The organism is Paraburkholderia heleia NBRC 101817, from assembly GCF_000739775.1.
Lineage (GTDB): Bacteria > Pseudomonadota > Gammaproteobacteria > Burkholderiales > Burkholderiaceae > Paraburkholderia > Paraburkholderia heleia.
This window is the reverse complement of the sequence record NZ_BBJH01000024.1, coordinates 90,754-108,272: the sequence shown is the minus strand read 5'-3', so window position 1 is coordinate 108,272 and position 17,519 is coordinate 90,754. Positions and strand designations below refer to the sequence as shown.

The 17,519-nt window shown below is 62.4% G+C and carries 17 protein-coding genes and 1 pseudogene; 10 read left to right on the top strand and 8 right to left on the bottom strand.

The annotated features are described in order from the left end of the window. Positions 1 to 217: 217 nt before the first annotated feature. Positions 218 to 325: pseudogene (locus BHE01S_RS36935) on the bottom strand (DUF3047 domain-containing protein); the annotation flags it as partial. A gap of 404 nt (positions 326 to 729) precedes the next feature. After that, complete coding sequence (locus tag BHE01S_RS20580; protein ID WP_042267195.1) at positions 730 to 1,647, bottom strand: LysR family transcriptional regulator; 918 nt, start codon at positions 1,645 to 1,647, stop codon at positions 730 to 732. Positions 1,648 to 1,815: 168 nt separating this feature from the next. Between BHE01S_RS20580 and BHE01S_RS20575 the strand changes: the two genes are divergently transcribed. After that, the gene (locus BHE01S_RS20575) at positions 1,816 to 2,589 is read left to right on the top strand and encodes an SDR family oxidoreductase (protein ID WP_042267194.1); all 774 of its coding nucleotides are present in this window, start codon (positions 1,816 to 1,818) and stop codon (positions 2,587 to 2,589) included. A 149-nt stretch (positions 2,590 to 2,738) separates the two neighbouring features. Here the strand turns inward: BHE01S_RS20575 and BHE01S_RS20570 are convergent, their stop codons facing one another. Then, positions 2,739 to 3,680 (bottom strand): LysR family transcriptional regulator, encoded by a 942-nt coding sequence (locus BHE01S_RS20570; protein ID WP_042267193.1) that lies wholly within the window; start codon positions 3,678 to 3,680, stop codon positions 2,739 to 2,741. Between the two features lie 104 nt (positions 3,681 to 3,784). Here BHE01S_RS20570 and BHE01S_RS20565 point away from each other — a divergent pair, with 104 nt between their 5' ends. From BHE01S_RS20565 to BHE01S_RS20555, 3 genes are read left to right on the top strand one after another with little or no spacing between them, the layout of a single operon-like run. Continuing rightward, on the top strand, positions 3,785 to 4,519 hold the full coding sequence (locus tag BHE01S_RS20565; protein ID WP_042267272.1) for an SDR family NAD(P)-dependent oxidoreductase: 735 nt from the start codon (positions 3,785 to 3,787) through the stop codon (positions 4,517 to 4,519). Between the two features lie 13 nt (positions 4,520 to 4,532). Further along, the gene (locus tag BHE01S_RS20560; RefSeq protein WP_042267270.1) at positions 4,533 to 5,300 is read left to right on the top strand and encodes an SDR family NAD(P)-dependent oxidoreductase; all 768 of its coding nucleotides are present in this window, start codon (positions 4,533 to 4,535) and stop codon (positions 5,298 to 5,300) included. A gap of 28 nt (positions 5,301 to 5,328) precedes the next feature. Continuing rightward, positions 5,329 to 5,928: an NADPH-dependent F420 reductase gene (locus tag BHE01S_RS20555; RefSeq protein ID WP_042267191.1), complete on the top strand. Its 600-nt coding sequence runs from the start codon at positions 5,329 to 5,331 to the stop codon at positions 5,926 to 5,928. Positions 5,929 to 6,483: 555 nt separating this feature from the next. Here the strand turns inward: BHE01S_RS20555 and BHE01S_RS20550 are convergent. Then, positions 6,484 to 7,779, bottom strand: coding sequence for a sensor domain-containing diguanylate cyclase (locus BHE01S_RS20550; RefSeq protein WP_042267190.1), 1,296 nt, complete (start codon positions 7,777 to 7,779; stop codon positions 6,484 to 6,486). Between the two features lie 337 nt (positions 7,780 to 8,116). Here BHE01S_RS20550 and BHE01S_RS20545 point away from each other — a divergent pair, with 337 nt between their 5' ends. After that, the gene (locus BHE01S_RS20545) at positions 8,117 to 8,323 is read left to right on the top strand and encodes a hypothetical protein (protein ID WP_042267188.1); all 207 of its coding nucleotides are present in this window, start codon (positions 8,117 to 8,119) and stop codon (positions 8,321 to 8,323) included. Positions 8,324 to 8,656: 333 nt separating this feature from the next. After that, entirely contained in the window at positions 8,657 to 10,222 is a 1,566-nt protein-coding gene (locus BHE01S_RS20540; RefSeq protein WP_042267187.1) for a methyl-accepting chemotaxis protein, read from the top strand. A gap of 162 nt (positions 10,223 to 10,384) precedes the next feature. Here BHE01S_RS20540 and BHE01S_RS20535 read toward each other — a convergent pair whose 3' ends face one another. Next, the gene (locus BHE01S_RS20535; protein WP_407669537.1) at positions 10,385 to 11,083 is read right to left on the bottom strand and encodes an alpha/beta hydrolase; all 699 of its coding nucleotides are present in this window, start codon (positions 11,081 to 11,083) and stop codon (positions 10,385 to 10,387) included. A 91-nt stretch (positions 11,084 to 11,174) separates the two neighbouring features. On the opposite strand from BHE01S_RS20535, the gene BHE01S_RS39165 reads away from it, so the two are divergent. Beyond that, complete coding sequence (locus BHE01S_RS39165; protein ID WP_245639801.1) at positions 11,175 to 12,425, top strand: AraC family transcriptional regulator; 1,251 nt, start codon at positions 11,175 to 11,177, stop codon at positions 12,423 to 12,425. Between the two features lie 61 nt (positions 12,426 to 12,486). Continuing rightward, on the top strand, positions 12,487 to 13,701 hold the full coding sequence (locus tag BHE01S_RS20525; protein ID WP_042267183.1) for an MFS transporter: 1,215 nt from the start codon (positions 12,487 to 12,489) through the stop codon (positions 13,699 to 13,701). 103 nt (positions 13,702 to 13,804) lie between these two features. On the opposite strand, the gene BHE01S_RS20520 is transcribed toward BHE01S_RS20525, so the two are convergent. Further along, entirely contained in the window at positions 13,805 to 14,287 is a 483-nt protein-coding gene (locus tag BHE01S_RS20520; RefSeq protein WP_042267181.1) for a PRC-barrel domain-containing protein, read from the bottom strand. A 305-nt stretch (positions 14,288 to 14,592) separates the two neighbouring features. Between BHE01S_RS20520 and BHE01S_RS20515 the strand changes: the two genes are divergently transcribed. Next, complete coding sequence (locus tag BHE01S_RS20515) at positions 14,593 to 15,942, top strand: cation:proton antiporter domain-containing protein (protein WP_042267179.1); 1,350 nt, start codon at positions 14,593 to 14,595, stop codon at positions 15,940 to 15,942. A 55-nt stretch (positions 15,943 to 15,997) separates the two neighbouring features. Here BHE01S_RS20515 and BHE01S_RS20510 read toward each other — a convergent pair whose 3' ends face one another. Continuing rightward, positions 15,998 to 16,429, bottom strand: coding sequence for a CBS domain-containing protein (locus BHE01S_RS20510; protein ID WP_042267178.1), 432 nt, complete (start codon positions 16,427 to 16,429; stop codon positions 15,998 to 16,000). Positions 16,430 to 16,669: 240 nt separating this feature from the next. Continuing rightward, positions 16,670 to 17,131, bottom strand: coding sequence for a BON domain-containing protein (locus BHE01S_RS20505; RefSeq protein ID WP_042267176.1), 462 nt, complete (start codon positions 17,129 to 17,131; stop codon positions 16,670 to 16,672). 156 nt (positions 17,132 to 17,287) lie between these two features. On the opposite strand from BHE01S_RS20505, the gene BHE01S_RS36920 reads away from it, so the two are divergent. Next, positions 17,288 to 17,449: a DUF1328 domain-containing protein gene (locus tag BHE01S_RS36920; RefSeq protein WP_042267175.1), complete on the top strand. Its 162-nt coding sequence runs from the start codon at positions 17,288 to 17,290 to the stop codon at positions 17,447 to 17,449. Positions 17,450 to 17,519 lie beyond the last annotated feature (70 nt).

Sequence of the window (17,519 nt, the reverse complement as noted above, 5' to 3'; positions counted from 1 at the left end):
GCCGGCCGGACCCATGGTGTTATTGGGTGGTTATATAACGCTCGAAAACACCTGGTTCGAATATCTGTTGGGCGCCTTGCTGTTAATCGCCGGAACGCTGTCGCTGTTGCGCAAACCATTGAACGAACGGGCTGTACATCCGCCGCGCAAGTGTGTGGCGCTGGACAGCGACTCCGATCGAACAGATGGACTCAGTTAGTTCGGCCGCTTTGCGTTATCAAGGCCCTGGCAGAAACTCGACGTCTCCGTACCAGGCGCGCGTAGTAGTGCCGGTATTATCGGTATCGGTCAGCAGCCCGTAGCCGGTGATTCGTCCAGGCGGTTCAGAATGCGATTTCGAACTTTCCATCCGATGATCTTTTCATAGACCACGCCATATAGGCACACTTTCCATCCTTGTCCCTCTGACCCTGTCAGTTACCAACCAAACGGTCATCGAGAGCCGAGGCGAGATTGGATACAGAGAGAAGAATTGCAACGAGTAAGAAATTTCGCGCTATGCCTTTCATAGTAGAGATTTTACCCGCTTGCAGCGCAGATCAATTCAGGCGTTATAACATTACAGCTTTTCCCGGATACGTCGGGCGGAATGAAGGTTGGCCAAATCCACTGGGCATAACGGCCATTCAGCTATCTAAACGTATCAGTTGCGTCTTCCAGGCAAACGATCCGCCCGTTCAGGATGTTCCCGAGCGCCAGATCGGCAAACAACGCGCACTCATGCGCGAATCATTCGCCCTCCGTCCGTTCGCAGCACCTGTTTACAACGATTTCAACAAGCCAGTCGGCAAAAACCTGAAAGCGGCGAGAAAGGTGTTGCCGGTGCGGATAAAGCAGCGTGACCGGCATGGGTGCAGCACGGAATTCCGGCATCACTTCGACAAGTTCTCCAGCGCGGATATGAGCCTCAACATCATATGCAGGGATCTGTATGAGCCCGAGGCCTGCCAGGCAACAGGCGATATACGCCTCCGCGTTATTGACGGTTACGCGCCCCTTGATGGCGAGCGTCCTGACCGTGTCGCCGTCAGCCCATTCCCACTGCGCAAGCCGGCCGCTCGACGGCGACGCATACCCGACCGGTATGTGCTGCGCGAGGTCGCCAGGATCGCGCGGGATGCCGTGCCGGGCAAGATACGCAGGACTGGCGACGTTGATCAGCGTGAGGTCGCCGATCGGACGCGCAATGAGTTCGGATTGATTGAGCGTGCCGACGCGCAGCGCGCAATCGATTCGCTCCTCGATCAGATCGACCGCTCGATCCGTCGCGCCAATTTCAACGTCGATCCGCGGATAGGCGTTGAGAAATGCGGGAAGTGCAGGCGCGACAATTAAGCGCCCAATTCGGCCGGGCATGTCGACGCGTAACGTACCGGCGGACGCGGAGTCCGCCGAACGGAACAGATTCTCCGTTTCCTCCATGTCTGCGATGAGTCGCAGACAGCGGTCGTAGAAGGCGGCGCCGTCCTGGGTCGTCGTGACCTTGCGCGTGGTTCGGTTCAGTAATCGCGTGCCGACCCGGTTTTCCAGTTCCTGAATGGCGGCCGAAACGGACGAGCGAGGCATGCCAAGCGTATCCGCGGCGCGCGTAAAGTTCGCGCATTCGACGACGCGAGCGAATACCCGAAACAAGTCAATACGGTCCATGTCTGCCAGCTCAGCCGAAACTCATTCACCACGAAAAACGACACCTCCATTGGTCGCAATTTCTGACGGATGCATCCAGAAATAGAGGCTTTATAGGAAACAGTTCGAACTATACCATCCACAGTCAAGGTGGCTGCGTGGGGCGGTCACGCGGATCGGAGAAGACAAATGGCAAGCCATGACATCCAGGGAAAGACAGTGTTGATCGCCGGTGGCGCGAAAAACCTCGGTGGCCTCATCGCGCGGGACCTGGCCAGACACGGCGCGAAGGCGGTCGTGATTCACTACAACAGCGCCGGCACGAAGCCCGCGGCGGACGAAACTGTCGCCGCGGTCAAGCAATCCGGTTCCGAGGCTGTTGCATTCCAGGCAGACCTGACAAGCGCGGGAGCGGTCGAGCGTCTGTTCGAAGAGGCGATCGCAGCGGTGGGGCGTCCGGATATCGCCATCAACACGGTCGGCAAGGTGCTGAAGAAGCCGTTCACGGAGATCAGCGAAGCGGAATACGACGAGATGGCCGCCGTTAATTCGAAGTCCGCATTTTTCTTTCTGCGCGAAGCAGGCCGACACGTGAACGACAACGGAAAGATTGTCACGCTCGTGACATCGCTGCTCGGTGCATTCACCCCCTTTTACGCGGCTTATGCGGGTACAAAGGCACCCGTCGAGCACTATACGCGTGCGGCCGCAAAGGAGTTCGGAGCGCGCGGAATTTCAGTGACAGCCGTAGGACCCGGTCCTATGGATACGCCATTCTTTTATCCCGCTGAAGGCGCGGAAGCGGTCTCGTACCATAAAACGGCCGCGGCACTGTCCGCGTTTTCGAAAACAGGGTTGACCGACGTCGAGGATGTGGTGCCGTTCATCCGTCATCTCGTTAGTGATGGCTGGTGGATCACCGGCCAGACCATCCTCATCAACGGCGGATACACCACGAAGTAAGTCATCATCGCGCCGGGACGATTTGAGTCCCGGCGTACAGGCGAACCGGCATCGGCTGAAGTCAGCACGAATTGCGACCTTCGGCTCCAATTCACCACACGCAGAGAAAGCGCTGGAATTCACGCGCCGTGCGTCGCGGAGCGAACCCGTCAGCGACCGCGCGTTACGCCGGCCTTGGTCTTCCCGCCTTTCAAGAACGGATGAAGATTGCCAAGGAGCTCGACCAGCCGTGCCTCACATTCGGAAAACGCGTATCCGCGCCGCTGCGAGATCATGAACGTGAGGGGGCGCATGTGCCACGCGCGTCGTTGTAGTTCGACAAGTGTCCCCTTCGCGAGGTCTTCCGCAACCATATGATGCGGCATGTGCCCCCAGCACAAGCTTCCCCTGAGCAGATCGTGCTTCGCGCCGAGATCGTTCACCCGCCACTGGCGCTCACTCGCGACCCCCTGTTGTGTCTTTTCCGCATCGGGCTGATTGTCGGTTACGACGAGCTGGATGTGCCGGCCAAATTCCTCCCGCGGGATTGGCCCCGCGATTGCGGCCAGCGGATGCGCTGGCGCGCAGACGGTCACCATTTGCGCGTCGCATAGATGCAGCCTTTCTATGGTGCCGGGGCTCACCTCCGGCACGTCCGTGATCGTCACCGCCAACGCGCAGGTGCCTTCGAGAACCAGACGCTCGCCGTCCTGCATGGTCGTCATGCGCAGGTTGATTGCAACCGTTGGAAAGTCCGCCTGCAGGGTGCGCAGGCATTCGATCAGATGCGCGCGCGGAAAGTAGGTATCCACGGCAACCGAGACCTGTGGGACCCCGGCTTCAGCAATGGCAACTGCGCGCATCTTCATTTCCTCGGTGCGCGAGATCACCCCGCGAGCATCGGGTAGAAGGCTGCGCCCGGCAGCCGTCAGCGTCGCTTTGCGAGTGTTGCGCTCGAACAGCACCACATCGAAGGCACTCTCGAGCGCGTTGATCGCGTGACTGATCGCCGACTGTGCACGCCTCAGTTCCCGGGCAGCCCCGGAAAAGCTTCCCTGGTCACACACGGCGACGAAGGCCCGAAGCTGATTGATGGTGACGTTATCTAGCATATATATCTAGAAAGTAGATGGTACTTATAAATATTCAGTCAATTGGCTTCATGAATCAAGCGCTTCAGAATGGTGTCTCGCTTTTGTTTCGAAGGATGCATGACATGACCAGACTGAATGGAAAGACTGCCGTGATCACCGGTGGCGCTACCGGGATCGGCCGCGCCGCAGCCAGGCGCTTCATCGAGGAGGGCGCGTTCGTCTTTATTTTCGGCCGCCGGCAGGCGTTGCTCGACGCCGCTGTGGCCGACCTTGGGCCCAATGCCCGCGCGGTAAAGGGCTCGGTCTCCGATCTGGCCGACCTCGACCGACTCTACGCGGCGGTGAAGGCCGAGCGCGGATCCCTCGACATCGTCTTCGCCAATGCGGGCACGGGAAGCCCGCTTGCGCTCGGCCAGATCACCCCCGAGCACATTGACGAGACCTTCGACACCAACGTGAAGGGCACGATCTTCACGGTCCAGAAGGCGCTGCCGCTCATGGGCCAGGGCGGGTCGATCATCCTGACCGGATCGAGCGCGGGCACCACGGGTGCCCCGGCATTCAGCGCTTACAGCGCGAGCAAGGCGGCCGTGCGCAATCTCGCGCGGACCTGGGCGGAGGATCTGAAGGGCACGGGCATCCGGGTCAACGTGCTGTCGCCCGGGGCGACGGCGACCGAACTCGCGAAGGAAGCGCTGGGCGAGGAGGGCCAGAAGGTCTTCGCGTCGATGACGCCGCTCCAGCGCATGGCCGATCCGGCGGAGATCGGAGCAGCGGCTGCCTTTCTCGCGTCGTCGGACAGCAGCTTCATGACGGCCAGCGAGGTCGCCGTTGACGGCGGTCTGGCGCAACTCTGAGGAGCAAAACCAAATGGCACAATCACTAAAGGGCAAAACCGCTCTCGTGACCGGGGCATCGCGTGGCATTGGCCGAGCCATCGCCGAACGTCTCGCAAAGGACGGTGCGACGGTCGCGCTGACCTACAACGCCAGCAAATCCGGAGCACACGAGGCGGTCGCGGCCATCGGGAAAGCCGGAGGCACGGCGTTCGCGATCCAGGCGGATCTCGTTGACCCGGCGAGCGTCCCGACCTTGTTCGAGAAACTCGACGGCGAATTCACCCGGCGCAACGGAAGCAAAACCCTCGACATTCTGGTCAACAACGCCGGCAATCTGGGCTGGGTCGGCTTCAAGGACGCGACACCGGACAGTTGGGACACCCTGATGGCGGTCTACGCCCGCGCGCCTTTCTTCATCGTTCAGGCCGCTCTCGATCGTCTCGCCGATGGTGGGCGCATCATCAACATCTCTTCCGCTGCCGCCACGAAGCCCGTGACGGCAGCACCCGTCTATTCGATGGCCAAAGCGGCCATCAACAACCTGACTCACGCACTCGCGGCCGAACTGGGGCCGCGCGGAATTACTGCGAACGCTGTAGCGCCGGGTTACACGCGAACGGACGCGAATGCCGCCTTCCGGGAGAATCCCGAACTCGTGAAGGCCGTCGAGGCCGAAATCGCGCTGGGACGCTTCGGCGAACCCTCGGAAATCGCTGCCGTCGTGGCGTTCCTGGCCTCCGACGATGGTCATTGGGTGACCGGCCAGACGATTGAAGCGAGCGGCGGCTACAAGCTCTGAGCGCGCCGGATAAACGTAGGAGAATCTCATGAGCTACGCAATCATCGGCTTCGGCAAGATCGGCCAGGCTCTGGCCAAGGCATTTGCCCGCAGCGGCATCGAAGTATCCGTCGCAACCACGCGTGACCCGGCGAGCTTTGCATCCCACACGGCGGCGATCGGGCCCACGATCATTCCCCAAACCCTGGCGGAAGCCGTCAAGGCGGACATCATCTTTTTGGCTGTCCGTTTCGAGTCGCACCCGGAGGTCGCAAGGGCGCTGCCCGGCTGGAAGGGAAAGACCGTCGTCGACGCAATGAACACGCAGGCCCCACTCGATGAACTGAACGGTCTTCCATCCTCTGCAGTCGTCGCGAAGGCGTTCAGTGGGGCCAAACTGGTGAAAGGCTTCAACCATCTGGTCGCTGCCGTCCTTGACCAGGACCCGTCCGCACACGGTGGCAGGAGAGTCGTGTTTCTGGCGAGCGACGACGACCGAGCCGCAGCGGAGATTGGCGCGCTTGCGGAAAAGCTCGGTTTCGCGCCAATCAAGCTTGGCGGGCTCTCTGAAGGCGGGCTGCTCGTCCATGCGCGCGGAAATAGCTGGGGACAACTAATCTTCAAGGACTTGATCAAGTTCGACCGATGAACGACGGTTTGCAGACATTTCGCTGAGTCGAATGGCCCGTTGCCGGACATGACAGGCATCTGAACGGCGGCAAGGCATTTGAGTTCAGGAGGCGCCAGCCGTTGATAAGGTAAGGCTGGCGCGACCAGGACGGTTGCGACGCCGGCGCTCACACCATCTTTAGGGTAATCGCGCGGTCTCGCCCCCGAGATGACGGGGTGAACCGACAATCGGCCGAGGGGAACCCGACCAGCCGACGCTGCGATCCTGCACGTGCAGGCTGCACCAGCGGCGCGTTCTCCAGAATCGTCGACGCTGCGTCCTGTCAGCTGCGGTATCGCGAAGTCGTGCCCAACGCAGAGATCCATTTGACGGACAGCGGTCATTGCGCGCTGGCCGACAAGGGCGAGGAGATCGCGAGGCGAATGCACGATTTTCTCAGTCGAGTGCTACCCAGCGTGGAGGTTCAAGGGCAAGCCGCTCGTACTCGTGGACGATGGATGAACATTGATGCATAGCGATCGATCGGCTCCTGTGCCGCCAATGCTTACTCGCTCTGACTAAGCTTGTCCAGGGCTACCCTACCTCCACCCGGTTTCGGCCCGACTCCTTCGCCTGATAGAGCGCCCGGTCTGCGCGCCGCATAAGCGCATCGACATCGCGCTCGCCGGCGTCGCGGGTGACCACGCCAATGCTGACCGTAAAAGGAATCGGTTTCAGACGCCAGGCATGTTCGAAATCCGATTGCTCGAAACGCCGGCGCAGCGTATCCGCAATCGCAAGCGCGCTTCGGCTATCCGTGTCCGGCAGCGCCGCGACGAATTCCTCGCCTCCCCATCGCGCGAACCGCATGGATCCGTGCGGAAACGACGTACCGACCTTCGCCAGCACGCGCAGCACTTCGTCGCCAATATCGTGGCCGTAGCTGTCGTTTATCTTCTTGAAGTAATCGATGTCGAGGATGAATACGGACAGAATCTTGTCAGTGGCGAGCACTTTTTTGACAAAGTCCAGAAATTCGCGGCGATTTGGCAAGCCGGTCAGGGCGTCGGTGACGGCCTGCTTCTTCAGCAGATCCATGAGCTGGGCGCGCTCGGTGATGTCGCGAATGACGGCCGTGAACTCGATCACCCCGTCGACCTTGATCTTGGAAATCGCAATTTCGACAGGGATGATTGTGCCGTTCCGGTGCTGCCCGTACACGCTGTTGCTTTCGTCCATCCGCGGTGGGGTGATCGACCGCAAGCTCATCTGCACCGAATCCGCAAACTGCTTCACGTTCCTCGAATGGTTAGCGCGGAATCTTTCTGGCAGCAGGATTTCGATCCGCTGTCCAAGCACCTCAGACGATTGATAGCCAAACAGGTTTTCTGCCGCGCGGTTGAATAGCGTGATGTTGTGCTGCTCGTTGATCGTCACTATCGCGTCATAGGCCGAGTCCACGACCGCGCGAAAACGCGAGTCGCTGACTTCCAGTTCGTGCGTCAGATGCATTTTCGGCGCGTTGTCAAAACACGTCACAAGGATTTCGTGCGCAGTCGTGCCGTTTGCATGTCTCAGTGGTTTAAGCGAGAGGTGCCACCGGTGAGCGCCTGCGGTGAACTCGTAAGCCTGCTCCAGTTCCAGCGCTGCGTCGGACGCGAAGCACCCATGGAGCTTTTCTCGCAATTCGGACGACGGATGATCCGGAAGCAGCGTATCCAAGGGGATGGGAAAGGTGCGCGAATCCGTGCGTGCTCTGCCGATCATCTGGAGGAACTGATCATCGCACGCGCTGACCACGAGCCCGCCGCAAGTGTCGCGCCCGACGACGGCGACGCCGATTGCTGTGCCGTCCGCATACTCCCGTGATTTGTTAGCCAAGCCGGACATAGCCTCACCTTGCGACACCGCAATTTGCCCCCAATTAAATCAACGAATGATGGCGTTGACGTCGCCACACCCCTGTTGTTATCGGCAAAACGCCATAGGTCTTGAGACTCGAAAGCGACCCGGCACCACCAAACTCCCTGGCTGGTAGCGCCCAGTCACCCCACGTCGATGGGAAACGGTCGGCCACGCAGTCATCTTGCAGGGGCGACGACCGAGACACGGACCGGCGATTCGCAAATACATTGAATATGTTAATCGGCATACCAAATGAGTGAGAGGTACGAGAATGTGTTTGGTGGGAAGGGTCTATGTCTGCATAATGCACAGCCGTCTTTAGGTGTTCCTCAATAGCTATCTCGTTCCAATACCGGGAGTCAGACTGAATCTGGCCGGCCTCGTCAGGAACCTTCCATCTGATGACGGCGGCATCGCGGCCGTGTCCGGCATCGACGACTTCGACAACATAGCCGGGGCGATGTGGACAGGTTTCTTCTCCGTATCGAAACCGTTCCTGATGAATATCGGTGACGGTTGGTCTCAGTAGATCGCACAAGCATAGCCGACGCGCAGGCGTGATCTCGCTAGCGCATAGGTGCCCGTTCCTTGGGCTGGATCAGTGTCGGTTAGGAGAATACCGCACCGTATTCCGGGAACGAGCGGAAGAAGCGCGCCATGCGACAAAACCCCGGGCCGCGCATACGGAAGTCGCAATTTGCCATGTCGATGTCGCGTTAGCGAAAAACTTGCTGCTGGCTGCGCCGTTATCCCGTCCATTGCTCCCGCGTTTGCCGCACTCTTCGAAGAGGCAAGCGGGTTTCGTGACCCGAAAGATACATCCGCCGCCGGTCGCGTGCCGGTCGCCAGATCAAGGCAGCCCATGCTCAAACAGCTTTCCATCCGCGGTGGCCTCGCCGCGACGATCGCCGGCTACACGATGCTGCTGGTTCTGGTCGTCGGGTCGTCTATCGTCGGCCTTTACGCCGGCAATGCGGCGCTTGAATCGATGTACCGCGACGACACCGCGTCGCTGCTGCACCTCAAGACAAGCTCCGAGCGCATGCTCGTCGCACGCGAGCGCTTTAACGATGTCGCGCAAATCATCGCCGCCGGCCAACCCGCCAGGAATGAAATCGCGCAGCTCCACACGTTGCTTAAGCAAAGCAACGACGAACTTGACGGGTACGCGCGCCTGCACGATCGGGATGCACGCGAGCAGGCGCTGTTCGACGCGCTTCACAAAAGCCGCCAGGCGCTGCTTGACCAGGTCTTCTTGAAGGCGCTGTCCCAGCTCGATCACGACGACGCATTCAATTTCCTCGAGACGCAGCGTTCCGCGCCCCCGGCGCTTTTCGCCGGATACCAGCAGGCGATCGAGGCCCTCGAAATCTTTCAGTTCGACCGCGAGCGGGCCCGCTACGACGCGGCTGCCGCGCTATTCCACAAGATTGTCTGGGCGTTGGGTGCGGTAGCCGCGCTTGCACTCATCGTCGGCTTCTTCGCGCAGCGCGCGCTCGCGAAGGCGATCGTCGAGCCCATCGATCTCGCTGTCGATCACTTCGACAAGATCGCCAGGGGCGACCTGACGGGCACCGTCGTTGTCGCTCGCGCAAACGAAATGGCCTACCTGCTGAATGCGTTGAAGCAGATGCAGGCCGGGCTTACCGCGACGGTGCAGCAGGTACGCGCGAGTGCGGAAACGATTGTCAGCGACGTCCGCGCGATCGCGAGCGGCAACGTCGATTTGTCCTCGCGTACCGAACAGCAGGCCGTGTCGCTGCAGCAGGCCGCGGCGAGTGTCGAGCAACTGACGGCTGCGGTGCGCCAGAACGCCCACAACGCCCGGGATGCGCGCCACCATGTCGAGGGCGCCGCCGACATCGCGGCGCGCAGCGGACTGGCGATGGAGCGCGTCGTCGCGACGATGTCGGCGATCTCCGAAAGCGCCTCGCGGATCACGGGCATCGTCGGCGTCATCGAGAGCATCGCGTTTCAGACCAACATCCTCGCGCTGAACGCGGCCGTCGAAGCCGCACGCGCCGGCGAGCAGGGGCGCGGCTTCGCCGTCGTCGCGACCGAGGTCCGCGGGCTCGCGCAGCGCAGCGCGTCGGCTGCGAAGGAGATCAAGGAACTGATCGGTGCTTCGACGCGCCGCGTCGAGGAGGGCGGCGGCCTGGTCGCGCAGGCTGGCTCGACAATGTCCGAGCTCGTCAATGCGGTCGAGCGCGTCAACACGATCATGGGCGAGATCAGCATCGCGTCAGACGAGCAGTCGGTCGGCATCGAGCAGGTCAACGTGACCGTGGCGAAAATGGAGCAAACGATGCAGCAAAACGCGGCGCTCGTCGAGGAGGGGGCGGCCGTCGCGCTTTCGCTTGAAGCGCAGAGCGTGCGGCTCAACGATGCTGTTGCGCAGTTCCGACTGCGGGACGAAGCGAGTCGCTGACGGCAGGCCAATTGTCGCGCGAGCGCTTTGCGCTGACGATTGGCGGAAAAAAGAAGCCGTTAAAAAGGCTGGGAGACGGGCGCACGAAGGGGAATTGAGCCGGTCCAGGCGATCTCACGGGTTTTGACACACCCTCGGACAAGCCGAGACATCCATCCGCGATCACGCGCGGTCGCGCGTCACGTCGACGCAAAAGCCATGAATCGCGGTCACCATCTGATTCAGGCCGGGTTGCTCCAGCGGATAATGGCCAGCGTTTTCCAGCAGCGTAACTGTGACAGGAACATGCTGGATTCGCTGCAGGAACAATTGACTCAGATGCAAGGGCGTCCAGCGATCCTGCGCGGGCTGCGTCAACAGTATCGGGCATACGTCGAAATCCTCCGGCTCGATAGCGGGTTGATAGCCGGTGTAGCTGGCCAGGAAACGCATGGTCACCCACTTTGCCGCCGACGTTTTGTCCGCCATGCAGGATTTCAGTGCAGCCGGATCGTTGACGAGCGTGTACATCTTGCTCGCCACGGACATGGGAATGCGCAGGCCGGCGAGTGGCGTACGGGCGGTCAACGTCGCGAGTGGGCCGCCAACACGGCTCATGAACAGGTTGAACGCCGTCTCGTCGCGAACCTGCTGGATTCGCTGATCGAGAAAGGTCATTCCGACAATGCCACTGACTTTCCGGTTCCTTGCCGCGACGTGATACGTCTGCATACCGCCTGCGCTCAGTCCGTATAGCACGATGGGCCGGTTGTCTTTCGCCAGCTCCATGTCGATGAGATCGCTCCCGGCCTGCACCCAATCGTCGTAGCGCACCGGCTTGCCGCGGTTCACCTGTGTCAGGCCGTATTCCGGCATATCGATCGCGATGGTTTCGAAGCGAAGCGGCCCAGCGCGTGCCGCCGGGAAGCGGAATGCGTCGGATGTGCCAGGCGTTCGGCACCGAAACGAGCCGATGATTCTGTCTGATCAGACCGCCACTTGCTGCGGACTCCAGAATGGTTTTCATCGTTCCAATACTCGGCTTCGTTCCAAACGAAAAGGCGAGGTCGATTCGCGCTGCATCGGGCATCTGCACATTCAGCGCCGCAGCGAGGCAATCGGTCGGGACGATATCGAACCCCGCGCCGGGGCAAAGCACGATACCCGCGCTGACCGCACGCGGATCTTGTGCATGGCAGAACTGGAAGAACGGGATTTCGCCGGTGATGTCCACGTAATGCACGCGATTGTCGATGCAGGCAACGCGGCCACCATCAAGGATGCACTGAACGACCTGATCCGATACATGTTCGTGCACAGTCCGGGAATCGTCGTGTCGGTCAACGAGAGCAGCCCAGTCCTGAAGAATACGGTCGCCGTGTCCGTCGACGTTCATCTGTCCGGTCCTGTTGTCACGCGGCAGAACAGCGACCTTTGCCTTGCGGACGCGCACAATTTCCTGCGGCTGTTTGCCGGGGACAAATACGACCTTCGCGCCGTTTCGATAGCACATGAACCGGTCGTTAGCCGCGCGGCGTATGAGCGTTTTTTCGGGGCGAGACTGCTTGAGGAACCCGGGCGCGCAACGTTGCACATTGCGCGCGATACTTTTGCGGCCAATGTTCAGGGCGCGAACGCCTCGTTTCATCAGATCGCGGAAGACTATATTTTCCGGAACTTCGGTGCGGCTGAGGGGGGCACGTCGGATCGCGTTCGTCAGGTGCTGCGGCAGACGCTTGGCACGTCGAGCGACGACAAATCCGGCGTCGCCGCGCTTCTTGCGCTGCTCCCGAGAACACTGCAGCGCCGCCTTTCAGAAGACGGCACAAGTTTCGAATTACTAAAGGATGAGCTTCGAAAGCAGCTCGCGGTCCATTACCTTCGAAATACCCGGATGACGATTGGCCGGATTGCGCTAATGCTGGGCTTTCCTGCGCAATCCTCGTTGTCGCGCGCTTGCCGTCAGTGGTTCGACGCTACGCCTTCGGAGTTTCGTGGCGGCAATCCGCAAATGCGATTGCAGGGGTCAAAAAAAGCGGGCAATTCATCGTCGTCAAGAGAACGTCCTGAGCGACGAATTCCCCGAGCGAAACCCAATCGCGCCGGTTCAGGCAGTCGATGTAGCGCCGGTAAAGCGCGCTCAGATCGTGTGCGTACATACGGTCTCCTGATCGGATCACTATGCAAACGTGATGGTAGACGAAAGCGGCGTGAAGGGCCTTGAGCGCGCCGTATGGGCACGCGAAGTGCGCGCACGGAGGCACTCCCAGGCTGAGGAATCCGGAATGACCGCGCACGCACCCTCCCTGCAAGGCCGGCTGGACCGCCACACGTCGCTCGTGGCGGCCGCCGTGCTGCTCGGCGCGATATACGCGGGCAGCACGATGGTCACCCCGCTCTATCCGCTCTATCAGCAGCGCTTCGGCCTTTCCGAACTGACCGTCACGCTTGTCTACGCGACCTACGTGGTCGGCAACCTCATCGCGTTGTTTGCGTTCGGGCGTGTTTCCGACCAGGCAGGGCGGCGGCCCGTGAGCCTCGTTGTGCTCGCCGTGGCAATTGCGAGCGCGCTGATCTTCCTTCTGGCCATTCATCCCGCAATGCTGTTTCTCGCGCGCGCGGCGAGCGGTCTCGCGATCGGCGTGGGCGCGGCCAGCGCGACGGCGTGGATCGCGGAGCTGCAGCCCGGCGCGGACAAGGCGCGCGCGAGCCGGCTCGCAGCGGCTGTCAATCTCGGCGGACTGGCCGCGGGCGTGGTCATCTCGGGACTGCTCGCGCAGTTCGCGCCATGGCCGTTACGCTTGCCGTTCGGCGCTCATCTGGTCGTGCTGGTCATCACGGCGGTGTTGACAGCGCTTGCCTGCGAAACCGTTGCATCGCCCGCGCGTTCTCCCGCGCAGCTCTCGCTCGAACCACGTATCGGCGTGCCGCGCGAGCTGCGCCTCGCATTCGCGGCGCCTGCGGTGACCGCTTTCGCGACCTTCGCTCTGTTGGGCTTCTACGCCGCGCTGCTGCCCAATCTGCTCGCCAGCAGCATGCATATACACAGTCCCGCGTTGAGCGGGACCGTCGTTGCCGAGCTGTATCTGGCGGGGGCGCTCACGATCGTCGCCACGCCAGCGCTCGCCGCGCGCACGGCCATGACCGCGGGCTTGTGGCTGCTGCCGCCCGGCCTTGCGATGTTGCTATGGGCGCAGGTCGCGGGCTCGCTCGTCTGGCTGCTGGCGGCGACGGCGCTCTCAGGCGTAGCTTGCGCGTGGGGGTTCCGCGGCAGCCTTCAGGAGGTCAACCGCATCGCGCCCTCGCAACGGCGCGCAGAACTGCTATCGGCATATTTGCTGTGCTGCTACGCGGGCAATTCGGTTCCGGCAGTCGGCATTGCGGTGCTCGCGCGCGCAGCCGGGCATCTCCGGGCCGATGCCGTGTTTGCGGCGGTCTGCGCGCTGCTTGCGGTCGTGGCGTTGGTTGTGGGCGCGAACGAGGCGCGCAAGGCGAACTGATACGACTTCACGGATCCCGGCACGCCTGCGGTCTCGAGGCGCACCGCCCGGTTGCGGGCCCGCGAATCAACGAGAGCCCGCTTCGCTCATGTGCCAGCGAGCCTCAAAGCTTCGGGCCGCCCATTCCGGGCGGCTCGATACCGCTGCCCGGCGCGAGCGGATCGTCCTGCCAATGCGCGCGTGCGCCGTAGTACTCGTGCACTGTGGTCGCCCAGCCAATGTCGGCCATGGAAGGCCAGTGGTCCTTGTCGAAGCCCGGCGCATCCTTCACACGCTCGCTGTTCGCGTTCAGCACGAAACACTTGTGCGTGGTGTCGAGCGTGAGCGCGGCCCACGGCAGCGCGAGCAGCTTGTCGCCAATGCCGAGAAAGCCGCCGCTCGACATGACCGCGTAGGCAATGCGTCCGCGTTCGACATCGAGCATGATGTGCTTGATCTTGCCGAGTTCTTCGTTATCCGAACTGTACACGCGGTCGCCTTCGAGCGTGCTCGATGCCATGATGTACGGGCCTGGGCCGGCAGCGGTCTCACTGCCTTTGCCGACGATACGCGCGCCGGTCTGCGGGGAATCGGGGTTCATCGCCATGATGGGCTCCTGAAATAGTCGAAGGTTGCGTGACGCGTTCGCATCTCCCGCGCGGCCATCGGGTTGTCCGACCGTCCGTGCAGCGTCGATGCATCGAATATTCAGCAATGCGCGCGCCCGGGTCCCCGCCATGGTGCGCGGCCGCGCTGGCATCCTCCTTGCGCATACGGGAAGCGGCGAGTTCGGGAGGGCATGGGCAATGAACGGGATGGCCTCGCGATCTATTGCGGCGCGCTGTGCCGTTTCTCGTTCGAAGTGGCCGAATTCCGCTGTTTCTATCGATTGATGAGGAGGGAAGTCTTGCGATGCCCGAGGAAGCACTATGGTTTTTGCTGATCGGCGTGCTGCTGGTGTTCGTGGCGCTTGCGCGGGGCCCGATCGCGCGCTTGCCGCTTACAGGCGCGATGATTTATCTGGCCGTGGGCGTGATCGTCGGGCCGGGTGTGCTCGGGCTCGTGCGCGCCGACCTTGCACAGAACGTACGCACGCTCACCGTGGTGGCGGAGGCCGGGCTCGTGATCTCGCTGTTTTCCGTCGGCATGCACTTGCGCGTGCGGTTGCGCGACCGGCTCTGGTGCTTGCCATTGCGCCTTGGCGTGCTGGCCATGGCGTTCAGTGTCGCGCTGATGTACGCGTTTGGCGCGGCGTTGGGCGCCGCCACCGGCGTGGCTCTGTTTCTTGCCGCGACGCTGGCGCCGACCGACCCGGTGCTCGCCAACGAGTTGCGCGTCCATGAAGCCGGCGACGCCGAGCCAGTGCGATTCGCGCTCTCGGGCGAGGGCGGCCTCAACGACGGCGCGGCGATGCCGTTCGCGCTCCTCGGTCTAGCACTGTGCGGCGTACACGGCGCCGGCACGCAGAACGCGACGGCATTCGCCGCGTGGGCGGCTTGGGGCATCGTGGGTGCGCTCCTCGTGGGCGCGGTGCTCGCCACGCTGTGCGTGCGGGTCGTGTTCCATCTGCGCACCCGATATGGCGAAGCGGTGGGCCTGGATGGCTTCATAGCGATCGGGCTGATGTCCGTGACCTACGGCGTGGCGCTGCTGCTGCACGCGTACGCGTTCGTGGCCGTATTCGCCGCGGGCGTAGCGCTGCGCCACCAGGAACTGCGCGCGACGGGCGAGCGCCGCCCGGCCGAAACACTCGAAAGCGTGCAGCTTGGCGAGCGCACCGAAGTGGCGAAAGATCCGCAGCGCGCGCATGTCTGGCTTGCCGAAGGCATGACGGGTTTCACGCTGGAAATCGAGCGGCTCGCCGAGTTATCGGTACTGCTTATCATCGGCTGTGTGATCTCCGCACATTGGCGCGAGATGCTCGACCTGCGCGCTATGCTGTGTGCGCTCGTGCTGGTGTTCGTTGCGCGACCGTTGGCCGTTTTCGCGGCAATGGCAGGCTCGCACGCGGACGCGCCGCAGCGCGTCCTGATGGCATGGATGGGCATACGCGGCGTGGGCGCGTTCTATTACGCGGTGTGGGGTATCGACGTGGCCGGCGATGCGCTGCGGCCTGTCTTGCCCGCGGCACTCGACGCGATCGTGCTGTCCGTCGTGCTACACGGCGCGACGGCGGGCTACGTGCTCGAACGCTATTACCGGCGCCAGGAAGCGCTCGCGGCAACGGAGCGCCGCGTGCGCGCGAGGGAGGCGTTCGACTAGCCGGCGGGCGGAGCCGCCGGCGAACATCGATGCAGACCTGAGCCCGGCCCGATTGTCACGGCACGCGCCGCTGCGAAATGTCTTCGAGCGTATTGGCAATGCGCTCGCGCTGCGCGTCGTCGCAGCGCGTGGCGATATCGCCGAGCGACAGCGTGCCCACCAGTTCGCGTTCGTGGTTCACCACGGGCAGCCTGCGCACCTGCGCCTCCGCCATGCGGCGCTGGACGACGTTTACGTCTTCGTCCTCGTAGCACCACTGCACGCCCGAGGTCGCCACGTGCGACACCGTTTCCTCACCCGTGCAGCCCTGGGCGAGCCCGCGCATGGCGAGGTCGCGGTCGGTCACCATGCCGACGATCTGCTCGCCGTCGCACACCGGCAGTGCTCCGATGTCATGGTCGCGCATGAGTTCGGCGGCGTGGCGGATCGTCGTGTCAGGCGCGATATGCACGACCTCGCGTGACATCACTTCGCGAACCTGGGTCATTGTCTACTCCTTTCGTGGTCGTATTGTCTCTTCTCATGCCTCATGCGAAACGCATCGCGTGCCCGGCGCGCTCCGGCGGCACGTGCGGCGGCGGGGCGCCTTCAGGCAGCCTGGGCGGCGGGCGTTGCGGGTCGTCCAGCGGATCGGACGGCGGTAAATGAAGCAACATCGTCAAAGCGCGCAGTATCGGCATGAATCGTTCCTGTGGAGGTGGCGGTTGGAGGTGAGACGTTAGCGGCGTTACCGCGGTTTGGACACTTTCAATTCGTTCGTCACGTAGACTACGCCGTCGAGGTCGTGGACCACGCTTTCGGCCTTGTCGCGCTGCGCCTCGTCGGGCACGGTTCCCGTTAACGTGACGGCGCCGCGCTGGGTGGTGACGTGCACGTCGCTGGAGTTCACGCCGTCTGCAGCCATCAACGCGGCCTTCGCGTGGGCGGTGATGAACGTGTCGCTCGCCTCGCCGCCATAACCGGGATTGCCCGCCGCGAGATTGTGCGGCGGCAACGGGTCGGGCCGCGAAATGGGTTGTGATTCGGGCTGTGATTCGGGTTGTGATTCGGGGTGTGATTCGGGGTGTGATTCGGGGTGTGATTCGGCGCCGCCGGCTTGCGGGCTGCTCTGGGAAAGCGCTACCTGCGCGCCGAGCACGGCGTAGAGGCCGGCGAGGCCGGCGCGCAAGGCGCATTGCAACGGGTACATGACTGCCTCCTTCGCTTTGAGAGCCACAGCCTGCTTCTCCCGCAACGGGCATGCCGCGGGACTCGGCGCTTTGCGGCACTCCCGGCGTTCTGGCGAAAACCGGCCCAGGCACGGCTGATGCGCAGACGCTGGGAGACTTTTGCAAAGGAGCCGGGAATGCTTTACTACGCGATCGTTTTCTTCGTGATAGCCGTCGTCGCGGCTGTCTTCGGGTTCGGCGGGATTGCGGCGGGTGCAGCGAGCATTGCCAAGATCCTGTTTTTCATCTTCGTGATTCTCTTTCTGGCGAGCTTGCTGTTTGGCATCACGAGACGGTAAGCATTCCAGAGCGTCGGTCAAGGCGCCACGTCACCTGGGCATGTACGGCGCGCGCGCAGTAGACGGCGCG